27 protein-coding genes and 1 pseudogene are annotated in these 21,721 nt (G+C 68.4%); 22 read left to right on the top strand and 6 right to left on the bottom strand.

Features of this window, described 5'->3' with window-relative positions:
- Positions 1-5: 5 nt before the first annotated feature.
- The 15 genes from H4Q84_RS20970 (at position 6) to H4Q84_RS21040 (ending at position 12,072) form a co-directional block, all read left to right on the top strand.
- Entirely contained in the window at positions 6-659 is a 654-nt protein-coding gene (locus tag H4Q84_RS20970; RefSeq protein WP_248581006.1) for an L-threonylcarbamoyladenylate synthase, read from the top strand.
- Between the two features lie 15 nt (positions 660-674).
- Positions 675-1,820 carry an MraY family glycosyltransferase gene (locus tag H4Q84_RS20975; protein ID WP_248581007.1) on the top strand — a complete coding sequence of 382 codons (1,146 nt, stop codon included), beginning with the start codon at positions 675-677 and terminating at the stop codon, positions 1,818-1,820.
- Positions 1,821-1,914: 94 nt separating this feature from the next.
- The gene (locus H4Q84_RS20980) at positions 1,915-2,397 is read left to right on the top strand and encodes a hypothetical protein (RefSeq protein ID WP_248581008.1); all 483 of its coding nucleotides are present in this window, start codon (positions 1,915-1,917) and stop codon (positions 2,395-2,397) included.
- A 30-nt stretch (positions 2,398-2,427) separates the two neighbouring features.
- Complete coding sequence (locus tag H4Q84_RS20985; RefSeq protein ID WP_248581009.1) at positions 2,428-2,661, top strand: AtpZ/AtpI family protein; 234 nt, start codon at positions 2,428-2,430, stop codon at positions 2,659-2,661.
- Between the two features lie 64 nt (positions 2,662-2,725).
- On the top strand, positions 2,726-3,538 hold the full coding sequence (gene atpB, locus H4Q84_RS20990; protein ID WP_248583697.1) for a F0F1 ATP synthase subunit A: 813 nt from the start codon (positions 2,726-2,728) through the stop codon (positions 3,536-3,538).
- 97 nt (positions 3,539-3,635) lie between these two features.
- Positions 3,636-3,821, top strand: a complete 186-nt coding sequence (atpE, locus tag H4Q84_RS20995) for an ATP synthase F0 subunit C (RefSeq protein WP_082550515.1) — start codon at positions 3,636-3,638, stop codon at positions 3,819-3,821.
- A gap of 31 nt (positions 3,822-3,852) precedes the next feature.
- The gene (locus H4Q84_RS21000) at positions 3,853-4,401 is read left to right on the top strand and encodes a F0F1 ATP synthase subunit B (protein ID WP_248581010.1); all 549 of its coding nucleotides are present in this window, start codon (positions 3,853-3,855) and stop codon (positions 4,399-4,401) included.
- Entirely contained in the window at positions 4,401-5,213 is an 813-nt protein-coding gene (locus tag H4Q84_RS21005) for a F0F1 ATP synthase subunit delta (RefSeq protein WP_248581011.1), read from the top strand. Before H4Q84_RS21000 ends, H4Q84_RS21005 begins: the two co-directional genes overlap by 1 nt.
- Positions 5,214-5,256: 43 nt before the next feature.
- Positions 5,257-6,897, top strand: a complete 1,641-nt coding sequence (gene atpA, locus H4Q84_RS21010) for a F0F1 ATP synthase subunit alpha (protein ID WP_248581012.1) — start codon at positions 5,257-5,259, stop codon at positions 6,895-6,897.
- 2 nt (positions 6,898-6,899) lie between these two features.
- The gene (locus tag H4Q84_RS21015) at positions 6,900-7,829 is read left to right on the top strand and encodes a F0F1 ATP synthase subunit gamma (protein WP_248581013.1); all 930 of its coding nucleotides are present in this window, start codon (positions 6,900-6,902) and stop codon (positions 7,827-7,829) included.
- Positions 7,830-7,834: 5 nt separating this feature from the next.
- Positions 7,835-9,292, top strand: a complete 1,458-nt coding sequence (atpD, locus tag H4Q84_RS21020; protein ID WP_248581014.1) for a F0F1 ATP synthase subunit beta — start codon at positions 7,835-7,837, stop codon at positions 9,290-9,292.
- On the top strand, positions 9,292-9,687 hold the full coding sequence (locus tag H4Q84_RS21025) for a F0F1 ATP synthase subunit epsilon (RefSeq protein ID WP_248581015.1): 396 nt from the start codon (positions 9,292-9,294) through the stop codon (positions 9,685-9,687). The genes atpD and H4Q84_RS21025 overlap by 1 nt, the downstream gene beginning before the upstream one ends.
- Before the next feature lie 126 nt (positions 9,688-9,813).
- Positions 9,814-10,254 carry a DUF2550 domain-containing protein gene (locus H4Q84_RS21030; protein ID WP_248581016.1) on the top strand — a complete coding sequence of 147 codons (441 nt, stop codon included), beginning with the start codon at positions 9,814-9,816 and terminating at the stop codon, positions 10,252-10,254.
- Positions 10,251-11,405, top strand: coding sequence for an MFS transporter (locus H4Q84_RS21035; RefSeq protein ID WP_248581017.1), 1,155 nt, complete (start codon positions 10,251-10,253; stop codon positions 11,403-11,405). Before H4Q84_RS21030 ends, H4Q84_RS21035 begins: the two co-directional genes overlap by 4 nt.
- Before the next feature lie 25 nt (positions 11,406-11,430).
- Positions 11,431-12,072: a hypothetical protein gene (locus H4Q84_RS21040; protein WP_248581018.1), complete on the top strand. Its 642-nt coding sequence runs from the start codon at positions 11,431-11,433 to the stop codon at positions 12,070-12,072.
- On the opposite strand, the gene H4Q84_RS21045 is transcribed toward H4Q84_RS21040, so the two are convergent.
- Entirely contained in the window at positions 12,002-12,577 is a 576-nt protein-coding gene (locus H4Q84_RS21045) for a cob(I)yrinic acid a,c-diamide adenosyltransferase (protein WP_248581019.1), read from the bottom strand. The genes H4Q84_RS21040 and H4Q84_RS21045 overlap by 71 nt on opposite strands.
- 265 nt (positions 12,578-12,842) lie before the next feature.
- Here H4Q84_RS21045 and H4Q84_RS21050 point away from each other — a divergent pair, with 265 nt between their 5' ends.
- The 4 genes and pseudogenes from H4Q84_RS21050 to H4Q84_RS21065 all read left to right on the top strand — a co-directional run.
- Positions 12,843-13,163, top strand: a complete 321-nt coding sequence (locus H4Q84_RS21050; RefSeq protein ID WP_248581020.1) for an STAS domain-containing protein — start codon at positions 12,843-12,845, stop codon at positions 13,161-13,163.
- Between the two features lie 69 nt (positions 13,164-13,232).
- Positions 13,233-15,278, top strand: a complete 2,046-nt coding sequence (locus H4Q84_RS21055) for a protein meaA (protein WP_248581021.1) — start codon at positions 13,233-13,235, stop codon at positions 15,276-15,278.
- Between the two features lie 29 nt (positions 15,279-15,307).
- On the top strand, positions 15,308-15,886 hold the full coding sequence (locus H4Q84_RS21060; protein WP_248581022.1) for a histidine phosphatase family protein: 579 nt from the start codon (positions 15,308-15,310) through the stop codon (positions 15,884-15,886).
- Between the two features lie 86 nt (positions 15,887-15,972).
- A pseudogene (locus H4Q84_RS21065) lies at positions 15,973-16,476 on the top strand (histidine phosphatase family protein); the annotation flags it as partial.
- On the opposite strand, the gene H4Q84_RS21070 reads toward H4Q84_RS21065, so the two are convergent.
- Entirely contained in the window at positions 16,451-16,864 is a 414-nt protein-coding gene (locus H4Q84_RS21070; protein ID WP_248581023.1) for a VOC family protein, read from the bottom strand. The pseudogene H4Q84_RS21065 and the gene H4Q84_RS21070 overlap by 26 nt on opposite strands.
- A 121-nt stretch (positions 16,865-16,985) precedes the next feature.
- Here H4Q84_RS21070 and H4Q84_RS21075 point away from each other — a divergent pair, with 121 nt between their 5' ends.
- Both H4Q84_RS21075 and H4Q84_RS21080 read left to right on the top strand, forming a co-directional pair.
- Positions 16,986-17,177 carry a hypothetical protein gene (locus tag H4Q84_RS21075; RefSeq protein WP_248581024.1) on the top strand — a complete coding sequence of 64 codons (192 nt, stop codon included), beginning with the start codon at positions 16,986-16,988 and terminating at the stop codon, positions 17,175-17,177.
- A gap of 27 nt (positions 17,178-17,204) precedes the next feature.
- The gene (locus tag H4Q84_RS21080; protein WP_248581025.1) at positions 17,205-17,729 is read left to right on the top strand and encodes a ferritin; all 525 of its coding nucleotides are present in this window, start codon (positions 17,205-17,207) and stop codon (positions 17,727-17,729) included.
- Between the two features lie 7 nt (positions 17,730-17,736).
- On the opposite strand, the gene H4Q84_RS21085 is transcribed toward H4Q84_RS21080, so the two are convergent.
- The 3 genes from H4Q84_RS21085 to H4Q84_RS21095 form a co-directional block, all read right to left on the bottom strand.
- On the bottom strand, positions 17,737-18,252 hold the full coding sequence (locus tag H4Q84_RS21085) for a DUF952 domain-containing protein (RefSeq protein ID WP_248581026.1): 516 nt from the start codon (positions 18,250-18,252) through the stop codon (positions 17,737-17,739).
- 222 nt (positions 18,253-18,474) lie between these two features.
- Positions 18,475-18,930, bottom strand: coding sequence for a DUF6069 family protein (locus H4Q84_RS21090; RefSeq protein ID WP_248581027.1), 456 nt, complete (start codon positions 18,928-18,930; stop codon positions 18,475-18,477).
- Between the two features lie 294 nt (positions 18,931-19,224).
- Complete coding sequence (locus H4Q84_RS21095) at positions 19,225-20,223, bottom strand: RNA polymerase subunit sigma-70 (protein ID WP_248581028.1); 999 nt, start codon at positions 20,221-20,223, stop codon at positions 19,225-19,227.
- 241 nt (positions 20,224-20,464) lie between these two features.
- On the opposite strand from H4Q84_RS21095, the gene H4Q84_RS21100 reads away from it, so the two are divergent.
- Complete coding sequence (locus H4Q84_RS21100) at positions 20,465-21,037, top strand: hypothetical protein (RefSeq protein ID WP_248581029.1); 573 nt, start codon at positions 20,465-20,467, stop codon at positions 21,035-21,037.
- Between the two features lie 272 nt (positions 21,038-21,309).
- Here the strand turns inward: H4Q84_RS21100 and H4Q84_RS21105 are convergent, their stop codons facing one another.
- The gene (locus H4Q84_RS21105; protein WP_248581030.1) at positions 21,310-21,633 is read right to left on the bottom strand and encodes a hypothetical protein; all 324 of its coding nucleotides are present in this window, start codon (positions 21,631-21,633) and stop codon (positions 21,310-21,312) included.
- Positions 21,634-21,721: the final 88 nt, after the last annotated feature.

Below are 21,721 nucleotides of genomic sequence, written 5' to 3' on the forward strand. Positions count from 1 at the left end.
CCCCTATGCGCTATCCGACAAGCACGGACGACGAACTCGAGGCGGCAATCGAGGCGGCCAGCCTGGCCGTTCGCAAGGGTGAGCTGGTGGTCTTCCCGACCGACACCGTCTACGGCATCGCCGCCGACGCGTTCGACGCCGACGCCGTCCAGAGGCTGCTCGACGCGAAGGGCCGCGGCCGCAGCATGCCGCCGCCGGTGCTCGTCAGCGCCTCCACCACGCTTGACGCCCTGGCCGTCAACGTGCCCGGCTGGGCCCGGGCCCTGGTCGCCGAGTTCTGGCCAGGTCCGCTCACCCTGGTCTTCCACCAGCAGACGTCGCTGCAGTGGGACCTCGGCGAGACGCGCGGCACGGTCGCCATCCGGATGCCCGACGACGAGATCGCGCTGGCCGTGCTCGAGCGCACCGGGCCCCTCGCGGTGAGCTCGGCCAACATCACCGGCCGCCGGGCCGCGCTCGACGCCGGCGCCGCGGAGACGATGCTCGGCGAGAAGGTCTCGGTCATCATCGACGGTGGCACGACCGCCGGGTCCGACCCGTCCACGATCATCGACGCCACGGGTGACCAGGGCCGTGTCCTGCGGCCGGGGGCGCTCACGCTCGAAGAGCTCAACGGAGTGCTCGAACCGCTGGGCGCCACCCTCACCGACGAGGGCTGAGGGAGAGACGACCGAGTGCGCGAGTACCTCCTCGTCTTCCTCGTCGCCGCCACCGCGACCTACCTGCTGACCGTCATCGCCCGCGAGATCGCGCTGCGGATGGGCGCGGTGGCCCAGGTGCGCGACCGCGACGTCCATGCCGAGCCGATCCCGTACCTCGGCGGGCTGGCCATGCTGGGCGGTCTGGCCGCGGCGTACTTCGTCGCCCAGCAGCTGCCGTTCCTCTCCACCAGCGACCCGTTCGTGTTCCGCGACGCCGGCATCGTGCTGATCGCCGGGGCGCTGATCTGCGCCGTCGGCGTGCTCGACGACCTCTTCGACCTCGATGCGCTCACCAAGTTCGGCGCCCAGGTGCTCGCCGCCGGGTTGCTCGTCTACTTCGGGGTGCAGTTCTACTTCTTCCCCAATTCCGACGGCGGACAGCTGGCTCTCGACCCGGCGCAGGGTGCGCTCCTGACCGTGCTCATCGTCGTCTCGACCATGAACGCGGTGAACTTCGTCGACGGTCTCGACGGCCTGGCCGCCGGTGTCGTCGGCATCGGCGCGCTGGCCTTCTTCGTCTTCTGCTACCAGCTCGCGAGCGTGAACCACGTGACCCTGGCGACCACGGGAGCACTCCTCTCGGCGGCGCTGGCCGGCGCCTGCATCGGCTTCCTGCCCCACAACTTCCATCCGGCCCGGCTGTTCATGGGCGACAGCGGCTCGATGCTCATCGGCCTCGTGCTCTCGGCCAGCGCGGTCACCATCACCGGCCAGTTCGACGGCAGCGAGATCACCAGCGGAGCCGGTGGTAGCCGCTCCGGCCCGCTGCTGCTCCTGCCGCTGCTGCTCCCGGTCTCGCTGTGCCTGGTGCCGCTCGCCGACCTCCTGATGGCCGTCGTACGCCGCACCCGGGCCGGCCGGTCGCCGTTCTCGCCCGACAAGCAGCACCTGCACCACCGGCTGCTCGAGATCGGGCACTCGCAGCGCCGGGCCGTGTTCATCATGTGGCTGTGGGCAGGCCTGGTCGGTTTCGGCGTGGTGATCGTCAGCCTCTACACCGGGCCCCTGATGTGGTCGTCGCTCGCGCTCATGACGGCGTTCACGGCGGTCATGACCTTCCTGCTGCCGCGGGTCAACAAGCCGGTCCTCACGCGGCTGGGGGAGGCTGAGGAGAGCTGACTTTTACCCGTCCCGGACTTTGTGATAGTTTTCACGAGCATCCGGAGAACACCCCGGGAGCCGCCCGCAGTCCCTCCACAGAACGGCCGCCGTCATGACGACCGAGTCGAAGCAGGTCACCCGCCCGCAGGGCGCATCCTTGCTCCTCGGTGCGGCCGCTGCCGCCCTCGTCGTCGCGACCGTCATCACCGTGGTCGGCGCCCTTGCCTCCGGATCCACCGCTGCGTACGGCGCCCTGACCGGCGCCGGCATCGCGCTCGTGGTCTTCATGATCGGCTCGTTCTCGGTCGACGCCGTCGCCCGCGTGATGCCGAGTGCCTCATTGCTCGTGGCGATGCTGACCTACACGCTCCAGGTCGTGGTCATGGCGCTGGTGTTCGTGGCCCTCAGCCGGTCCGGCCTGCTCGACGACACGCTCGACCGCCGCTGGCTCGCGGCCGGGGTCATCGCGGTCACGGTGACCTGGCTGGTCGGCCAGGTCTGGCTGACCGCACGAGCCCGGATTCCGGTCTATGACCTGCCTGCCTCTCCGGTGTCCGAAAGCGCCGGCGAGCGACCCGAGGCGGGTGCGCGATGACCCGGGCCGACTGCTATTGTCCGGGGCGCGATGGCACAGCAGACTCCTCCGTCACCGCACCCCGACGACCTGCCGAAGGGCGACCCGTGGCACGCATTCGGGTATCTCGTCTCCGGGGTGCTCGTCTACGGACTCATCGGATGGGCGCTGGACCGTTGGCTGGACACCAGCTTCCTCGTGGTCGTCGGGATTCTCGCGGGCATCGGTCTCGGGATCTACATGACCTGGAAACGCTTCAACGCACCGTGGAACACCAAGCAGTAGTGCCCACAGCACGAACCACCGTTTCGCAGCAGACGCAGACGCAGACACAGGAGACACCGTGAGCATGATCGCCATGTCACTGAAGAGTGGTTTCACGCCCCCGGGCCCCGGCGACTTCAACCTGCCCCCGATCGGCCCGGACAAGACGTTCGAGTTCATGGGCGAGACGATGTACCTCGGCGTCACCAAGCCGATGCTCCAGCTCGTGCTGGCCGCCGTACTCGTCTTCGGGTTCTTCTACATCGCCTCGCGGCGTCAGGCCATGGTGCCCGGCAAGCTGCAGTTCGTCGGCGAGGAGGCCTACGGCTTCGTGCGCAACTCGATGGGCCGCGACATCATCGGCAGCCACGACTTCATGCGCTTCGTGCCTTACCTCTTCGCGCTGTTCTTCTTCATCCTGGTCAACAACGTCTTCGCGTCGATCCCGTTCATCCAGTTCCCGACGTTCTCACGCTCCGGCATGGTCTACGGCCTCGCGTTGCTGAGCTGGGTCATCTACAACGCGGTCGGCGTCAAGAAGCACGGCTTCCTGGGCTACCTCAAGCTCCAGTCCGTGCCGGCCGGCGTCACCGGCCCGATCCTGGGGCTGCTCATCCCGCTCGAGTTCCTCTCCAACATCGTGGTCCGCCCGGTCACGCTCGCCCTGCGACTCTTCGCCAACATGTTCGCCGGCCACCTGCTGCTGATCCTCTTCGCCCTCGGCGGCGAGTACCTCGTCCTGGAGATGTCCATCCAGTACGCCCCGGTCGGCATCCTGGCCTGGCTGCTCTTCATCGCCATCGCCTTCCTCGAGCTGCTGGTGCAGTTCCTGCAGGCCTACGTCTTCGTGCTCCTGAACGCCATGTACATCTCCGGTGCCGTCGCCGACGAGCACTGAGAGACCGCTCCACCCCTGTCAGATCCACTCGTTCGAACCAAGCAGAACCAACCGAAAGGAACTCGCCGTGACCGGTGATCTCAACGGCAACCTGAACATGATCGGCTACGGACTGGCGGCCATCGGCCCCGGTGTCGGCATCGGCCTGATCTTCGCTGCATACATCAGTGGTGTCGCGCGTCAGCCGGAGGCCCAGAGCCGCCTGCAGTCGATCGCCATCCTCGGCTTCGCGCTCGCCGAGGCGCTCGCGATCATCGGTATCGCCCTCGCGTTCGTCCTCTGACGTCCGTACCGACCGATAGAAGGACCTGCACATGCAGACTCTGATCCTCCTCGCGAGCGGGGAAGGCGTGGAAGCGCACAAGCCCAACCCCGTCCTCCCGCACCCCGTCGAGATCGTCCTCTCGCTGGTCGTCTTCGGCATCCTCTTCTGGCTGGTCAAGAAGTACGTCGTTCCGGGCTTCGAGAAGACCTTCGCCGAGCGCACCCAGGCAATCGAGGGTGGCCTGGCCGCGGCCGAGACCAAGCAGGCCGAGGCCGACGCCAAGCTCGCCCAGCTGGAGAAGCAGCTGGCCGACGCCCGGCACGAAGCCGCGCGCATCCGCGAGGAAGCACGTGAGCAGGGCGCCCAGATCGTGGCGGAGATGCGGGAGCAGGCCCAGGCCGAGTCCACCCGCATCATCGAGCACGGCAAGTCACAGATCGAGGCCGAGCGCCAGCAGGCGGTCACCTCACTGCGCGCCGAGGTCGGCAGCCTGGCCACCGGCCTGGCCGGTCGCATCGTCGGCGAGAGCCTGGACGACGAGGCTCGTCAGAGCCGTGTGGTCGAGCGCTTCCTCGCTGAGCTGGAAGGCGCCAGCTGATGGCTTTCCGAGGTGCCTCGGCCGGGGCCTACGCCGTGCTCAGGGAGCTGCTGGACCAGCAGCTCTCCAGCGACGTGGACGCGGCCAAGCGGGCCGGCGACGACCTGTTCGGCGTCTCGCAGCTGCTCCGCGGTGCTGCGGGCCTGCGCCGCGTCGCCACCGACGTGGCGCTGCCGGCGGAGGCCAAGCAGGGCCTGGTGCGCCAGATCCTCGACGGCAAGATCGCGGCTCCGGCCGCGGCGGTCGTCGACTCGGCAGTCGGCCAGCGCTGGACCCGCACGCGTGACCTCTCCGACGCCCTCGAGAGCCTCGGCGAGGTCGCCGTCGTCAAGTCGGCGGGCAGCGACTCGGGCCGGTTGGCCGACGAGCTGTTCACCTTCGCCCAGACCGTCAACGGCACCCCCGAGCTGCGCGATGCGCTCTCGGACCCGTCTCGGTCGGTCGACGACAAGGTGACCCTCCTCGACGGGCTGCTGTCCGACCGGGCACTGCCGGCCACGATCACCCTGGCCAAGCAGTCACTCGCCGGCACCTACCGCACCGTGACCGTCGCGCTGTCGACCTACCAGCACGTCGCCGCCGAGGTGCACGGTGAGAAGGTCGCCACCGTGAGAGTGGCCCGGCCGCTTGCAGACGGTGACCGCCAGCGCCTCAACGACGCCCTGTCGCGCCAGTACGACCGGGAGATCCATCTCAACGTCGTCGTCGACCCCGACGTCATCGGCGGCATCCGTGTCGAGATCGGTGACGACGTCATCGACGGCACCGTGGTCAGCCGCCTCGACGACGCCCGCCGTCAACTTGCCGGCTGAACTACCCAGAACTCATCGAGCAGACGAGAAGTCAGGACTAGAAATGACGGAGCTAACGATTCGTCCGGACGAGATCCGGGACGCGCTGCAGCAATTTGTGTCGGACTACAAGCCCGAGACGGCCAGCAAGGAAGAGGTCGGCACAGTGGCCGAGGCCGGTGACGGCATCGCCCGCGTCAGCGGCCTGCCCTCGGTCATGGCCAACGAGCTGCTCGAGTTCGAGGACGGCACGCTGGGCATCGCCCTGAACCTCGACACCCGCGAGATCGGCGTCGTCGTCCTCGGCGACTTCGACAAGATCGAGGAGGGCCAGCCCGTACGCCGTACCGGCGAGATCCTCTCGGTGCCCGTCGGCGACGGCTACCTCGGCCGGGTCGTCGACCCGCTCGGCGTGCCCATCGACGGCCTCGGCGAGCTCGAGACCACCGGCCGCCGCGCCCTGGAGGTCCAGGCCCCCTCGGTGATGGCGCGCAAGTCGGTGCACGAACCGCTCGCGACCGGCATCAAGGCGATCGACGCACTGACCCCGATCGGCCGCGGCCAGCGCCAGCTGATCATCGGTGACCGGGCGACGGGCAAGACGACCATCGCGATCGACACGATCATCAACCAGAAGCAGAACTGGGAGTCCGGTGACCCGGACAAGCAGGTGCGCTGCATCTACGTCGCGATCGGTCAGAAGGGCTCGACCATCGCGTCGGTGCGTGGCGCCCTCGAAGAGGCCGGCGCGCTTGAATACACCACCATCGTCGCCTCCCCGGCGTCCGACTCCGCGGGCTTCAAGTACCTCGCGCCCTACACCGGCTCGGCCATCGGCCAGCACTGGATGTACGACGGCAAGCACGTCCTGATCGTGTTCGACGACCTGACCAAGCAGGCCGAGGCCTACCGCGCCGTGTCGCTGCTGCTGCGTCGCCCGCCGGGCCGTGAGGCATACCCGGGTGACGTCTTCTACCTGCACTCCCGCCTGCTGGAGCGCTGCGCGAAGCTGTCCGACGACATGGGCAAGGGCTCGATGACCGGGCTGCCGATCATCGAGACCAAGGCCAACGACGTCTCGGCGTTCATCCCGACCAACGTCATCTCGATCACCGACGGCCAGATCTTCCTGCAGTCCGACCTGTTCGCGGCCAACCAGCGCCCCGCCATCGACGTGGGTGTCTCGGTGTCGCGTGTGGGTGGCTCGGCGATGACGAAGGCGATGAAGTCGGTCACCGGCTCGCTCAAGGTCGACCTGGCGCAGTTCCGCGCCATGGAGGCCTTCGCGATGTTCGCGTCCGACCTCGATGCCGCGTCGCGCCAGCAGCTCGACCGTGGCCAGCGGCTGATGGCCCTGCTCAAGCAGCCGCAGTACTCGCCGTACCCGCTCGAGGAGATGGTGGTCTCGCTGTGGATCGGCACCTCCGGCCGCCTCGACAAGGTCCCGACCGAGGACGTCAACCGCTTCGAGCACGAGTTCATCGACTACCTGCGCCGCTCGCACGACGGCATCCTCGCCGGCATCCGTGAGTCGCAGAAGTTCGAGGACTCCACCGAGTCCGAGATCTCCTCGGCGTACGACTCCTTCCTCGACCAGTTCGAGACGTCCGACGGCCAGTCGATCAAGCCCGGCCAGGAGGAGCACGTCGCTCTCGAGGACGAGGACGTCGAGCAGGAGCAGATCGTCAAGCAGAAGCGGGGCTGACGATGGCTCTCTCGGTACGTGAGTACCGCGCGCGGATCAAGTCGACGGAGTCGATGAAGAAGATCACGCGTGCCATGGAGCTCATTGCCGCGTCCCGCATCATCAAGGCGCAGCAGCGGGCCCAGTCGGCCGCGCCGTACGCCCGTGAGCTGACCCGAGCGGTGTCTGCCGTGGCGACGTTCTCCAACGTCGACCACGCGCTGACCACCGAGCCCGAGAACCCGAAGCGGGCCGCAGTCCTGGTCGTGACCAGCGACCGGGGTCTCGCTGGTGCCTACTCGTCCAACGTGCTCAAGGAGTCCGAGCGCCTCATCGAGAAGCTGAAGGGTGAGGGCAAGGAGGTCGACCTCTACGTCACCGCACGCAAGGGCCAGGCCTACTTCAAGTTCCGCCAGCGCCCCGTGGTGCAGGCGTGGACGGGCTTCTCCGACCAGCCGACGTACGACGTGGCCGCCGACATCGGCGCCACGCTGATCGAGGCGTTCCTCGGCGACGACGACGAGACCCCGGAGGACGCTCCTCAGGGTGTCGACGAAGTGCACGTGGTCTACACGCGCTTCCGGTCGATGCTCGTCCAGGAGCCCACCGCCGTCCGCCTCCTCCCGCTCGAGGTCGTGGAGGGCGAGGAGAAGCCCGGTGACGAGGAGCTGTTGCCGCTCTACGAGTTCGAGCCCTCGCCTGCCGAGGTGCTCGACTCCCTGCTCCCGCGCTACGTCCAGAGCCGGATCTTCTTCGCCCTGCTGCAGGCCGCCGCTTCCGAGCTGGCTGCCCGACAGAAGGCGATGAAGGCCGCGACCGACAACGCCGACGAGCTCATCAAGAAGTACAAGCGAATTGCCAACCAGGCTCGTCAGGCTGGCATTACCCAGGAAATCAGCGAGATCGTCGGCGGCGTGAACGCCCTTGCCGACGCACAAGCCGGGAGTGAGTGAGAGACATGACTGCCACTGTTGAAGAGACGACGGAAGGCACCACGGGCGGCGGCGTCGGCCGCATCGCCCGCGTCATCGGCCCGGTCGTGGACATCGAGTTCCCGACCGACGCGATGCCCGCGATCTACAACGCGCTCAAGGTCGACCTGACCCTGAACGACGAGACCCAGACCATCGTCCTCGAGGTCGCCCAGCACATCGGCGACGGCATGGTGCGCGCCATCTCCATGCGTCCGACCGACGGCCTGGTGCGTGGCTCGCAGGTGACCGACACCGGTGAGTCGATCAGCGTGCCCGTGGGCGACGTGACGCTCGGCAAGGTGTTCAACACCACTGGCGACTGCCTCAACCTCGCCGAGGGCGAGACGCTCGACGTCAAGGAGCGGTGGGGCATCCACCGTCGCCCGCCGGCCTTCGACCAGCTGGAGTCGAAGACCCAGATGTTCGAGACCGGCATCAAGGTCATCGACCTGCTCACGCCGTACGTCCAGGGCGGCAAGATCGGCCTGTTCGGTGGTGCCGGTGTCGGCAAGACCGTGCTGATCCAGGAGATGATCGCCCGCGTCGCCAAGGATCACGGTGGCGTGTCGGTGTTCGCTGGTGTCGGTGAGCGCACCCGTGAGGGCAACGACCTCATCGCCGAGATGGAGGAGGCCGGCGTCATCGGCCAGACCGCCCTCGTGTTCGGCCAGATGGACGAGCCGCCGGGCACCCGCCTGCGCGTCGCCCTGTCGGCGCTGACGATGGCGGAGTACTTCCGCGACGTGCAGCAGCAGGACGTGCTCCTGTTCATCGACAACATCTTCCGGTTCACGCAGGCCGGCTCCGAGGTCTCCACCCTGCTCGGCCGGATGCCGTCAGCCGTGGGCTACCAGCCCAACCTCGCCGACGAGATGGGTCAGCTCCAGGAGCGGATCACCTCGACGCGTGGTCACTCGATCACCTCCATGCAGGCGATCTACGTGCCCGCCGACGACTACACCGACCCCGCGCCCGCCACGACGTTCGCGCACCTCGACGCCACCACCGAGCTCTCGCGTGACATCGCCTCGATGGGTATCTATCCCGCGGTGGACCCGCTGACGTCGACCTCGCGGATCCTCGACCCGCAGTACATCGGCAACGACCACTACCAGGCCGCGATCCGGGTCAAGCAGATCCTCCAGCGCAACAAGGAGCTGCAGGACATCATCGCGATCCTCGGGGTCGACGAGCTGTCCGAGGAGGACAAGGTCATCGTGCTGCGGGCCCGCCGCATCCAGCGGTTCCTGTCGCAGAACACCTACGTCGCCAAGCAGTTCACCGGCATCGAGGGCTCGACGGTCCCGGTGGCCGACACCATCGAGGCGTTCAACAAGATCGCCAACGGCGACTACGACCACGTCGCCGAGCAGGCGTTCTTCATGTGCGGTGGACTCGACGACGTCGAGGCCAAGTGGGCTGAGATCCAGAAGAGCTTCTGATGAGTGACTCCCAGCTGCAGGTGGAGCTCGTCGCCGCCGACCGCCTCGTGTGGTCGGGGGAGGCGAAGATGGTGATCGCCCGCACCACCGAGGGCGACGTCGGCATCCTGCCGAACCACGCTCCGTTGCTGTCGGTGATCATCGAGGGTGTCGTCGACGTGCAGACCGCCGACGGCGAGACCTGGGTCGCTGCCGTGGACGCCGGCTTCCTGTCGGTGGCCCACAACCGTGTCTCGATCCTCTCCGAGCACGCCGAGATGTCACACGAGATCGACCTGGAGAAGGCACGCCACGATCTCGAGCGGCACAAGGCCTCGGGCGAGAACGACGACGCTGCGCAAGAGGCAGTCCGCCGGGCAGAGGCCCGGATCCGCGCCGTCGAAATGGCCTCTTGAATCAAGACTGAACGACCACCAGTAGGGTGAGCGCACGGGAAACCGTGGCTCACCCTGCTGCGTTTCCGGGGCGGCTTTGGGCTACGGGACTGGTGTCTCGACAAGCGGATCGTGCAGGAGGGTTGAATGCCGGTGTGGCAATGGCTGCTGGATGCAGCCGGCCTCCTGCTGGCGCTCTTCCTCGCTTACGGGATCGCGCTGATCTCGCGTCGCCGCGTGCTGTCTCGCAACGGCGGCACCTTCGAGCTGAGCTACCGCATCCGCACCACGCATCCTGGGCGCGGCTGGCTGCTCGGGCTCGGCCGCTACTCCGGCGACTCCCTCGAGTGGTTCCGGATCTTCTCACTCTCCCCGCGACCCAAGCGGGAGTGGCAGCGCGGCCAGGTCACCTACGCGGGCCGCCGAGAGCCGTCCGGTGTCGAGCAGATGTCCCTGTACGCCGACCATGTCGTGGTGTCCTGCTCCACACCTGACGGCCCGTTGGAGCTGGCGATGGATCCTTCGTCACTGACCGGGTTCCAGTCCTGGCTGGAAGCCGGGCCACCCGGCGGAGCGCGACACCTGTGACCGAGGCCCTCGTCCCGGCCCGCAACGCGGTAGCCGTGTCGTTCTTCCTCAACGGTCTGTGCTTCGCCACCTGGGTCTCCCGCATCCCCGAGGCGCGCTCCGACTTCGACCTGTCCAACGGTGCGCTGGGTCTGCTCCTGCTCAACATCGCCATCGGGTCACTCCTCGCGTTGCCGACCACGGGAGCGGCGATCGCGGCGTTCGGCACGGTCCGCGTCGTACGCCTGGGTGCGACGTCCGCTGCGCTCGGGCTGGTCGGTGCCGCGGCGGGACTGGGCAACTTCTTGCCGCTGACGGCAGCCGGCCTCTTCGTGTACGGGTTGGGCATCGGGGCGTGGGATGTCGCGATGAACGTCGAGGGGGCCGAGGTCGAGCGCCACCTCGGCCGCACGATCATGCCGCGCTTCCACGCCGGCTTCAGCCTCGGCACCGTCGTCGGCGCCCTTGCCGGGGCGGGCCTGGTGGCCCTCGACGCTCCGGCCGCGTGGCACCTCTCGGTGGTGGCCGTGATCGCGTTCACGCTGGTGTGGTTCACCTCCATGTCGTTCCTGCCGGTCGCGGACCTGGGGCACGAGGAAGGCTCCGGCGCCCTGCGCGCCTGGCTCGAGCCCCGCACAGTCGTCATCGGCATCATGGTGCTCGCCCTCGCCCTGACCGAGGGCACGGCCAACGACTGGCTCGCGGTCGCCCTGGTCGACGGCTACGACGTGTCGCACTCGGCAGGTGTCGCGGGCTTCGCCCTCTTCGTGGCGGCGATGACGGTGTGCCGGTTCGTCGGCACCGGCCTGATCGACCGCTTCGGTCGCGTGGCCGTGCTGTGGTCGACGATGGCGGCCGCGGGCGTCGGAGTGCTGCTGATCGTGTTCGGCCAGCACCCCGCTGTGGTGACCAGCGGGATCGTGCTCTGGGGTGGGGGCGCCGCGCTCGGGTTCCCGGTCGGCATGAGTGCGGCAGCCGACGACCCGGTGCGCGCCGCCGCCCGGGTGAGCGTGGTGTCGACGGTCGGCTACGCGGCGTTCCTGGCCGGCCCGCCTCTGCTCGGCTTCGTGGGTGACGAGGTCGGGACGCTCGAGTCGCTGCTGGTGGTCGCGTGTGTCCTGATGCCGGCAGCGCTCGCCGTACCCGCTGCCCGGGAGCCTGCACGCCGGTGAGGTGGTGGCGGCTACGGTCGAATCCATGACTGTCGAACGCCGTGCGCTCGGGCGTGCCGCCCTGCTCGCCGTACCGGGGCTGGCGCTCGCCGTCGTCGGCCTGTTCCATCCGCGCTACCTGGTCATCGGCACGGCCGAGCGCTGGACGATGCTGCACGTCGCCGGCTTGTTCGTCTTCCCGCTGGTCGGCGTCGCGCTGGTCATGCTGATGAGCGGCCGCGACGACGTGGTCGGCTGGCTCGTGCGCGTGACGGCCTTCGTGTACGCCGCGGCGTACTCCGCACTCGACGTGATCAGCGGGATCGGGGCCGGCTACGTCACCTGGCGGCTCGGCGAGAACGTGATCCGTCCCGACGAGGTGCGCTACCTGTTCGTCATCGGCGGGCGACTCGGGGAGGTCGGCTCGTGGGCACTCATCGCCTGCACCGTGGTCGTCGCAGCCGACGCGATACGGCAGCGCGGCCCGGTCGCCGTGCCGGGCGTCCTGCTCGTGCCGGGCGCCGTGCTGGTGCACAGCGACCACATCTTCGCGCCCAACGGGGTGCTGGGCATGACCTTCATCGGGCTGGCCACCGGCTGGCTGGGCTGGGTGGGGCTCAGCCCCGCTCGCCACCAGGAACCCACAACACATCGCCGTTCGCGCGGTTCGCGTGCCGGGCGAGGATGAAGAGCAGGTCCGAGAGCCGGTTGAGGTAGGTCAGGGCAAGCACGTTCATGGTGTCCTCGTGCTCGCGCCAGGCCGCCCAGCCCGACCGCTCCGCGCGTCGTACGACGGTGCGCGACACGTGGAGATGGGCAGCGCCGACGGTGCCGCCGTTGAGGATGAACGACCTCAGCTTGGTCAACGGCTCGTTGTAGGCGTCACACCAGCCCTCGAGCCGGTCGACGTAGTCCTGCTCGACGCGCAACGGCGGGAACTGCGGCTCGGCCACGACCGGGGTGCAGAGGTCGGCGCCGACGTCGAACAGGTCGTTCTGTACCCGGGTGACCAGCGCGACGACGTCGTCGTCGAGGTCGCCGCAGGCGATGGCCACACCGAGCGAGGCGTTGGCCTCGTCGACATCTGCGTACGCCGCGAGCCGGAGGTCGTTCTTGGACGTCTCGCTCATGTCGCCCAGGCGGGTGGTGCCGGCATCGCCGGTGCGGGTGTAGATCCGGGTGAGGTTGACCATGGGACCGAGCGTAGTGCGCCGTCAGCGAGGCGAGTGCCCCGTGGTTCGGAAGTCCCATCCGCCACATGCGTCACATGCCGAACTGCGCGCGGAAACGGCGTCCGCTATCCGGCGGTGACCGCCGTGATCCCCGAGACCCGCCCGAAAAGATGTGGCGCGGAGGCAACCGACCGGCGTATCACAGCGTCATAGTGGTCAGAGGCAGCTGTCGACGGTGGTGGCTGCCAGACCGACGAGCTCGGGACGTCGGAAGGGGAACTGGGACATGGAGATCATCACCGATGGTCCGATGCTCGTGCTGAGTGGCGAGTTCGACGTGCGCAGCACCTGGGAGGTGCGGGCCGCGCTCTACCAGCACCTCGAGGAACACCTCGAGGGCCACGACGAGGACGTCGTCATCGACATGACCGACGTGACCACCATCGACGTCACCGCACTCAAGGTCCTTGCCGTCGCCACGCGCGAGGCCATGCGCCACGGTCACCACCTCACCCTGCGCGGCTGCGGTCCGCAGGTGCGCCGGATGCTGCACATCTCCCGGCTGATCCGGGTCGTCGAGGTCGAGCGCCAGGCTGCCTCGGCCTGATCCACGCGTGGGATATGCCACTCGCGCAGGCGGTTACGCGGTGGTAACCGTGGGCCTACGCTCGTGGCCATGACCGATCCCTCCCCGATCGACCCGGCCGGTCCCGCGCCAAAGGACAAGCCGTGGGTGATGCGCACCTACGCCGGTCACTCGACCGCCACGGCCTCCAACGCGCTATACCGCTCGAACCTCGCCAAGGGGCAGACCGGTCTCTCGGTCGCCTTCGACCTGCCGACCCAGACCGGCTACGACCCAGACAGCCCGCTGGCGCGCGGCGAGGTCGGCAAGGTCGGCGTACCCGTGCCTCACCTGGGCGAGATGCGCCGGCTCTTCGACGACATCCCGCTCACCGCGATGAACACCTCGATGACCATCAACGCCACCGCGATGTGGCTGCTGGCCTTGTATCAGGTCGCTGCGGAGGAGCAGGCTGGTGCTGTTCCAGGGGGCGACCTGGACCCCGCCGAGGTCGCCGGCCAGCTGGCCGGCACGACCCAGAACGACATCATCAAGGAGTACCTCTCCCGGGGGACCTACGTGTTCCCGCCCGAGCACTCGCTGCGGCTGATCAGCGACATGATCGCCTACACGGTCCACCAGATCCCGAAGTGGAACCCGATCAACATCTGCAGCTACCACCTGCAGGAGGCCGGCGCCACGCCCGCACAGGAGCTCGCCTACGCGCTGTGTACGGCGATCGCGGTGCTCGACCAGGTGAAGAGCTCCGGGCAGGTCGACGAGGCCGACTTCGAGAAGGTCGTCGGTCGGATCTCCTTCTTCGTCAACGCAGGCGTGCGGTTCGTCGAGGAGACGTGCAAGATGCGCGCGTTCGTCGAGCTGTGGGACGAGATCACCCGTGAGCGCTACGGCGTGGAGGACGCCAAGATGCGGCGGTTCCGCTACGGCGTGCAGGTCAACTCGCTGGGGCTCACCGAGGCCCAGCCGGAGAACAACGTGCAGCGCATCGTGCTCGAGATGCTGGGGGTGACGCTGTCGAAGAACGCCCGAGCCCGCGCCGTACAGCTGCCGGCGTGGAACGAGGCTCTGGGCCTGCCGCGGCCGTGGGACCAGCAGTGGTCGCTGCGGATGCAGCAGGTGCTCGCGTTCGAGTCCGACCTGCTGGAGTACGACGACATCTTCGACGGCTCGAAGGTCATCGAGGCCAAGGTGGCCGCCCTGGTGGCCGGCGCGAAGGCCGAGATGGACCGCGTGCAGGCACTCGGCGGGGCGATCGCTGCCGTCGAGTCGGGCTACATGAAGTCGGAGCTGGTGTCGGCGCACGCCGCCAGGCGGGCCCGGATCGAGTCGGGCGCCGAGGTCATCGTGGGCGTCAACAAGTACGAGACCACCGAGCCATCGCCGCTCACTGCCGACGTCGACGGCTCGATCATGGCCGCCGACCCGCAGGCCGAGCAGTCGGCGCTCACCTCGGTCGAGCAGTGGAAGGCCGAGCGTGACGGCGCCGCCGTCGAGGCGGCGCTGAGCCAGCTGGCCGCGGATGCCAAGACCACCAAGAACCTGATGGAGGCGACCCTGGTCGCCGCCCGCGCGGGTGCGACGACGGGGGAGTGGGCCGGCACGCTACGTGAGGTGTTCGGCGAGTTCCGGGCACCCACGGGCGTCTCCGGGGCCGTGGGGGTCGCCGAGGCCGGCGCCGAACTGCGCGGTGTGCGCGAGCGCGTCAGGCAGACAGGCGAGGAGCTCGGCGGACGGCTGCGCCTGCTCGTCGGCAAGCCCGGACTCGACGGTCACTCCAACGGCGCCGAGCAGGTCGCCGTACGCGCTCGGGACGCGGGCTTCGAGGTCATCTACCAGGGCATCCGGCTAACGCCAGAGCAGATCGTGGCCGCCGCCGTGGCCGAGGACGTGCACTGCGTGGGCCTCTCGATCCTGTCTGGCTCGCACATGGAGCTTGTGCCGTCGGTGCTCGACGGGCTGGCCGAGGAGGGTCTCGGTGACCTGCCTGTCATCGTCGGCGGGATCATTCCAGATGCCGACGGGCGCAGGCTGAAGGAGCTCGGCGTCGCCGCCGTCTACACCCCCAAGGACTTCGGGCTGACCGAGATCATGGGTGGCATCGTCGACGTGATCCGGCGGGCCAACGACCTCGACTGACGTCGACCGATCTCGCGTAGCGTGTCGGCATGAGTGACCTCCAGTGCCCGACCACTGTCTTCCTGACGCGGCACGGCGAGGCGGAGTACGAGTCGGACCTGCTGACGAACGCCGGCGGCTCGCTGACCCTGCAGGGTCGCGAGCAGGCGCGCGAGCTGGGGCGAAGGCTGGCCGGCGAGCGGATCGCGGCCGTCTACTCCAGCCCCGTCGCCCGGGCCGTCCAGACGGCCGAGCTCGCCGCTGCTCGGCTGGGCGTGGACGTGGTCGTGCGGGAGGGGCTGCAGGAGTTCGGACCCGGTGACCTGCTCGGCCTGGCGGCTGGTCACGGACTCTTCGAGGACGTCATGGATGCCTGGCGGACCGGGGACGCGGAGCGCCGGGTCCCCGGTGGTGAGTCCGGCGCCGAGATCTCGGCGCGTGTCTTCGCCGTGCTCGACAGCCTGGCCGACGTCCACCGCGGGGAGGCGTTGCTGGTGGTCAGCCATGGCGGCGCTATGTGTGCATCACTGGCGTACGCCGGGGCATCCGAGCTGTCCCGCGAGGTCGCCAACTGTGCGTCGTACCGGCTGGAAGGCGACGCCAGCGGTTGGCGGGCGGGCGTCTGGTGAGCAGCTCGCGGATCTTCCTGGCCAGGCACGGCCTTGCCGACTACTAGACCGAGGTCGTCACCGACGACGGCGGCAGCCTCTCGGTCGAAGGCCGGTCGCAGGCGCGCGGCCTGGCCGCGGCGCTCCGCGGTGAGCGGATCTCGCGGGTGTGGTGCAGCCCGTTGTCGCGGGCGGTGCAGACGGCCGAGATCACCGCTTGCGACCTCGGGGTCGACGTGGTGGTGCGCGAGGCCCTGCGGGAGTACGGCGTGGGGGCGCTGGCCGGCACCGACGCCGATGAGTCGGAGGTGATCGGGCCGGTCTTCGGTGCCTGGGCGGCCGGGGACGACACCGCCACCATCGAGGGCGGAGAGGCGATCGCCGACATCGTGGCGCGGATGACCCGCGTGCTCGACGACATCGCCGACCAGCACCAGGGCGAGGCCGTGGTGGTCGTCAGCCACGGGGGAGTCATCATGGCGACTGTGCCGGAGCTGCTAGGTCAGCCGCGCCTCTCGGCGTGGGACCACGTGCTGCCCGGCGGCGGCTTCATCGCCCTGGACCGGGACGGCGAAGGCTGGCGTCTCAACCCGGCTCACCCGCGACGTTGACCATCCAGGTGATGCCGAACTTGTCGGTGAGCATGCCGAACTCGTCGCCCCACGTCTGCTTCTCGAGCGGGACCGTGATCGTGCCACCCTCGGACAGCCCGGCGAACCAGCCGCGCAGGTCTTCGCTGTCGTCGCCGGACAGGCTGATGGCGATGTTGTCGCCCGGGTTGTGCGGGTTGCCGGGAGGGGTGTCGGCGAGCATCAGGGTGAAGCCGGCCGGTGTCTCTAGTGACCCGTGCATCAGCAGGTCCGCGCCGGGCGCCGCCGGGTCGCCGTACTCGCCGAACGTGTTGGAGCTCGACTCTCCGCCGAGCACCGACTGGTAGAACTCCAGCGCCCATCGGGCGTTGTCCTTAAAGCTGATGTAGGGGTTCAACCGCGATGCCATGGAGGTCTCCTTCGTAGGGTTGGCGATGACGGTAGCCCTCGCCACGGACAGCGTGAAGACCCGACATTCTCACTTTGGAACGATTAGGTTAGGCATGCCTTATCGGATGTAAAGTGCGTGTGTGGGCAAGAACAAGGTCGCCAAGCTCCCCAAGAAGAAGTGCTGCGTCTCCACGCCGCGGTGCAACCGGTGCCCCCTGCGCATGCTGAAGGAAGGCACGCTGCCGGAGGGCTATACGGTCAAGAAGCGCAAGCTCGTCAAGGTCGACCTGGCCGGGGCGAAGAAGAAGAAGTCGAAGAAGATCGCGGCCTGACCGCCGCCGTACCCCGCAGGAGTGAACGTGCCCGCACCCCGTTTCGTCGAGCAGCTCAACACCCAGATCGGCAACGAGCTCGCCGCTCACAACCAGTACCTGGCCTGCGCGATCTACTACGACGCGCTGACGATGCCGCAGATGGCGACGTTCTTCTACACGCAGGCCCTCGAGGAGCGCCAGCACGCGCTGATGATGGTGCAGTACCTCCTCGACACCGACTCCGATGTCGTGATGCCCGCCGTCGAGGCGCCGACGTCCGGTTTCGACGGGCTGGTCGCGCCGATCCAGCTGGCGCTCGACCAGGAGAGGCGGGTCACGGAGCAGATCAACGCGCTGCTCAAGATCGCCCGCGAGGAGTCAGACTTCGCCTCCGAGCAGTTCATGCAGTGGTTCATCAAGGAGCAGGTCGAGGAGATCGCCACGATGAGCGACCTGCTGGCCGTGGTGTCGCGCAACAAGGAAGACATCGCGGACATCGAGGAGTACGTCGCGCGCGAGCAGGGCGGCGCCGCAGCCGACCCGACGGCTCCGCGGGTCGCCGGCGTCTGAGGCCGGGTCATCCGCGTCGTCTGAGGACGGCCACCGCTGCGGCACCGCCGACGACCAGGCCGACCATGGCGCCCAGGAAGGGCCCCCACTCGCTCTCGCTGCGCCCGCCGAGCGCCGCGCCGATGCCGCTGACGATCATCACCAGCAGGAGTGGACCGATCCGCCAGGCCATCTCCTGAACGAACACGGACGTCAGCGACCCGGTGCCGCCCCGTCGGTCGAGGGGCTGCGTGCGGACGACCGCCGACGGCGACAGGGCGCCGTACAAGTGGGGGAACGTGTCGTCACCCACCGGGTCCTCGCGCCACGGCACGTCGAGCCGGTCCGTCTCGATGGTCAGCAGGAGCAGTGGCTCGTGTACGTCGCCGTAGTAGCGCGTGAACGTCGGCTTCACCTGTTCGCGGCGCGACGCGTGGATGAAGCCTTCCTCGTCGAGAGTGCGGCCCAGCGTCGAGGTCGTGTAGGCGCCGGAGGCCTTCGCGGCCTCCCAGTCGCCCGCCGTGGCGATGTGGAAGATCTGCATCAGCGTGGCCGCTCTGAGTGGTTCATCGCGGTCAGCCTACGAGTCGGCCTGGTCGATGACGCGGAGGTGCGCTGGCATGCGTTGCTCTGATTGGATGTGTCCCAATTCTCGGGTCGTCGAGCCCTTGAAGTCGCACTCTCATGTCGAGGTCCGTGCATCGCTTCCCGCGAGTCGTTCTCGGTAGCGCGCGTACCTTCGCACCTGTCTCCCGTGGGTGGTTCGTCAATCGGTCCGGGTGCGAAGGCTCCCCGCTAGGGTCGGGATCATCACCGTCGCTGGGACGAGGTGCAGCCCGAGGAGGGCGGTGGTGGTGGCGGTGCCTGCTCCGGAGAGGAGGGGCGGGACCAGTGAGATCGCTGTCAGCGACACTGCCGTCCAGACGAATCGCTCGGCGGGGCGAGCGCTCCAACGAAGTAGCGCGACGGCAATGACGATGCCAACGACCGAGAAGAAACCGGTCACCACGGCGAAGCCGGACAACGGGATCGTCTCGCCGCCATCGGTGACCGCGAAGTCGACGCCAACGGCCTGGGCAAGCGCAGCGGCGAGGGTGGTGGCCACCATCGCTACGAGCGTGGCGATGAAGCCGGTGGCGGCGAGCCCGCGGAGTCGGCGGGTGTCGCTGGTCTGGCCCGATTCTGGGCCTGCGGCGACTCGGGTGTCATTCACGCTGTCCATGTCGTTCCTCCATCGTTCGGTGACTGAGGTACGGGGTGTGTTGACTGGCATGCGAAGGCCGGGCCCTGGGGTGACGATGCGCACCCTCGCCGTGCGACGGCCGGGGTTCCGCAGGGCGCGGACGCCGGTGCCAAGGAGCCAGCCCGGCGTCCCGTCCGAGGACCGGCCCGGGCTCGCCCTCGCGCAGCTCCAGCTGCACTCGCCCGCAGGTGACGACGCCGAACGCGTCGTACCACTCCGCCGTGACCACCGCGAGACGCGCGCCACCGCGCAGCTCGAGCGTCCGCACCGGGACTACTCCGTGCCGTCCGCCAGCAGGCGCTCCGGCAGCCCGAGCCGCGGGAACTGGTCGTCGTGGAAGATGAGGATCTCGGTGATCGCCCCGCCGGCGATCCGCAGGACGTCGATCGTCAGTGGCAGGTACGCGTCCTCCTGCTTCTGCCACAGGTAGAAGGCGATGGCCGGCTGCCGGTTCACGGAGGTGAGGACGCCGCGCAGGCCCTTCATGCCCTCGAAGCCATCCTCGACCCAGCTGCTCACCACCGCGTCGCGGCCGACGTACAGGCCCGGCGTTGGCGGCATCGAGCAGCGGACGTCGTCCCGCAGCATGGCAGCGAGCCCTTCGACGTCCGTGGCCACGCTCGCGTCGGTAAAGCGACGTATGAGGTCGCGCGTCTCTGCGTCCTCCTCGCCGCCGGTCCAGTCCTGCCGCTCGGCGGGCAGGTGCTCCCGCATGCCGGCGCGGGCACGCTGCAGCGCGCTGTTCACGGAGTTGACGGAGTCCCCGAGGAGCTCTGCGACGTCTTTGGCCGGCCAGCCGAGCACGTCCCGCAGGATCAGCACGGCCCGGGGGCGCGGCGCGAGGTGCTGGACTGCGACCAGGTACGCCAGCTCGATCGTCTCCCGCGCGACGGCGAGGGTCTCCGGCTCGTCCGCGTCGCCCGCGGGCAGCTCGTCGAGCAGCCGGTCCGGGTAGGGCTGCAGCCACAGCACCTCGCCGCCGGTCGCAGGCTCCGGGCGGCGCTTGGCGAGCAGGTCGAGGCAGGCGTTGGTGGCGATCCGGTACAGCCAGGCCCGGAACGTCGACCGCCCCTCGAAGGTCTCCCGCCGCCGCCAGGCGCGGAAGAACGTCTCCTGCACGGTGTCCTCGGCGTCCTCGAACGACCCGAGCATCCGGTAGCAGTGCACGTGCAGCTCCCGCCGGTGACGCTCCGCCAGCCCCGAGAACGCCGGCTCGTCGACCTCGCCCAGACCGCTCACGTCCAGCCCCTCCAGCCGCGTATCCGCACTCATTACGTCATCCTTCCGCCTCATCGTGTCCCGTTGCAGGTATGACGGGCGCAGGAGCGAAAACTCATCACTAGCTGGAACACATCACCGGCAGCAGTCGGGCACATCGGGATCTGCCGCAGATAGCGTGCGCTGCGGCCATCCGGTCATGCCGCGAAGAGTCGTGTGCTTTCTGCCGACGACCGACATGGGACAGCTAGTCTCAGCGCTGTCCTACACCCGCAGCTTTCGGAGGAGTCGCCGCATGTCAGGAGACAGCGAAGCAGCGGCATCCGGCCGGTTCCAGAAAAGCTCGACCGCCCGTATGGGTGCCGCTGCCGCGTTCGCGGTGCTACTGGCAGGGTCCGCCATGACCGGTTGGCATTGGCGGACCCATCCCACCGCGTTCCCGTCCGCCGGAAATGGATGGGGATCGGAGAGCTTCCCGGTGGGCAAGACGCACTATGTGGCAATGGTCGGCCATCTGGAGGACGCCGAGAGAGTGCGCATTGACCGGGTCACGCCAGTCTTCATGAAGAACACGGCTCGCGCAGAGGTGCGCTTCCTCGTCTGCACCATCGACCCGGCCAGCGGGGTCGGTGGAGTCGGCCTGGTAGGTCGACGCTCGTTCAACAAGACGTGTCCCGAACCCGTGCCCGCCGAAGGGGCTTGGTTTGAGCCAGATGACTCGGCGCACCAAGACATCGTCATGGCCATCACGCCACGGACCGACGGTGCAGTGAACATGTCGGCGATAGAGATCACCTATACACAAGGCTGGCAGCACGGGACTCAGGTCACGGGGCCGTCCTACGAGGCCCCCTATCGCGCTCCCTGACTTTGACGGGGTCGCGACGAAAACAGCTAGGACTTGTCTTCGAGCGCACGCCTCGATTGGTGCACGCCGACGGCGTGCAACGCACTCTCCTCGCGGTTAGGAGTCAACTCAAGTCTGGGCAGACCCATTGGGTGAGACGAATGCTTGAGCGGACTCCCTGATCGGGCGCAGATAGCGTGTGCTGCGGCCCTCCCCACATGCCGCAGTGAGCGATGGCCGGGATCGGCTGACGAGTCGTCCACTCGCCACATATCGTCTCCTGTGGCCCAGCCCTAGCGGGTGGTCACCCCAAGGGTCTGCTGGCACATGGAGGGGGAGGCAGCCCGTTCGAGCCGGGCCATGGTGGGCACAACGTCCTCACGTGCCGCATTCCGCGCGGGCACGCCCATGCACACTGCGGCCGGGAGAACGCCGGTAAGCCCGTGCACGTGACAGGTGCGGAGAGTGGTCGCGATGCAGGCGACCTGGAGCCAGCCGGTCACCGAGGTGGTGGTGTTCTCGAACGACTCGGGTTCCGGCAACGCCCATTGCTCGTCGGTCAGATCACTGGAGTACGCCATCCCACACCTGCCGACCAGCCTGCCCGGTGCAGTCACGAACAAATGGGACGCACCCATGAGAGGGCCTCACGCGTGGTGAAGAGAGAATTTTGACTAGTTGTCCACAGTGCAGCCGATCAGGCTG

This window comes from Nocardioides sp. InS609-2 (assembly GCF_023208195.1).
In the GTDB taxonomy this organism is placed as follows: domain Bacteria; phylum Actinomycetota; class Actinomycetes; order Propionibacteriales; family Nocardioidaceae; genus Nocardioides.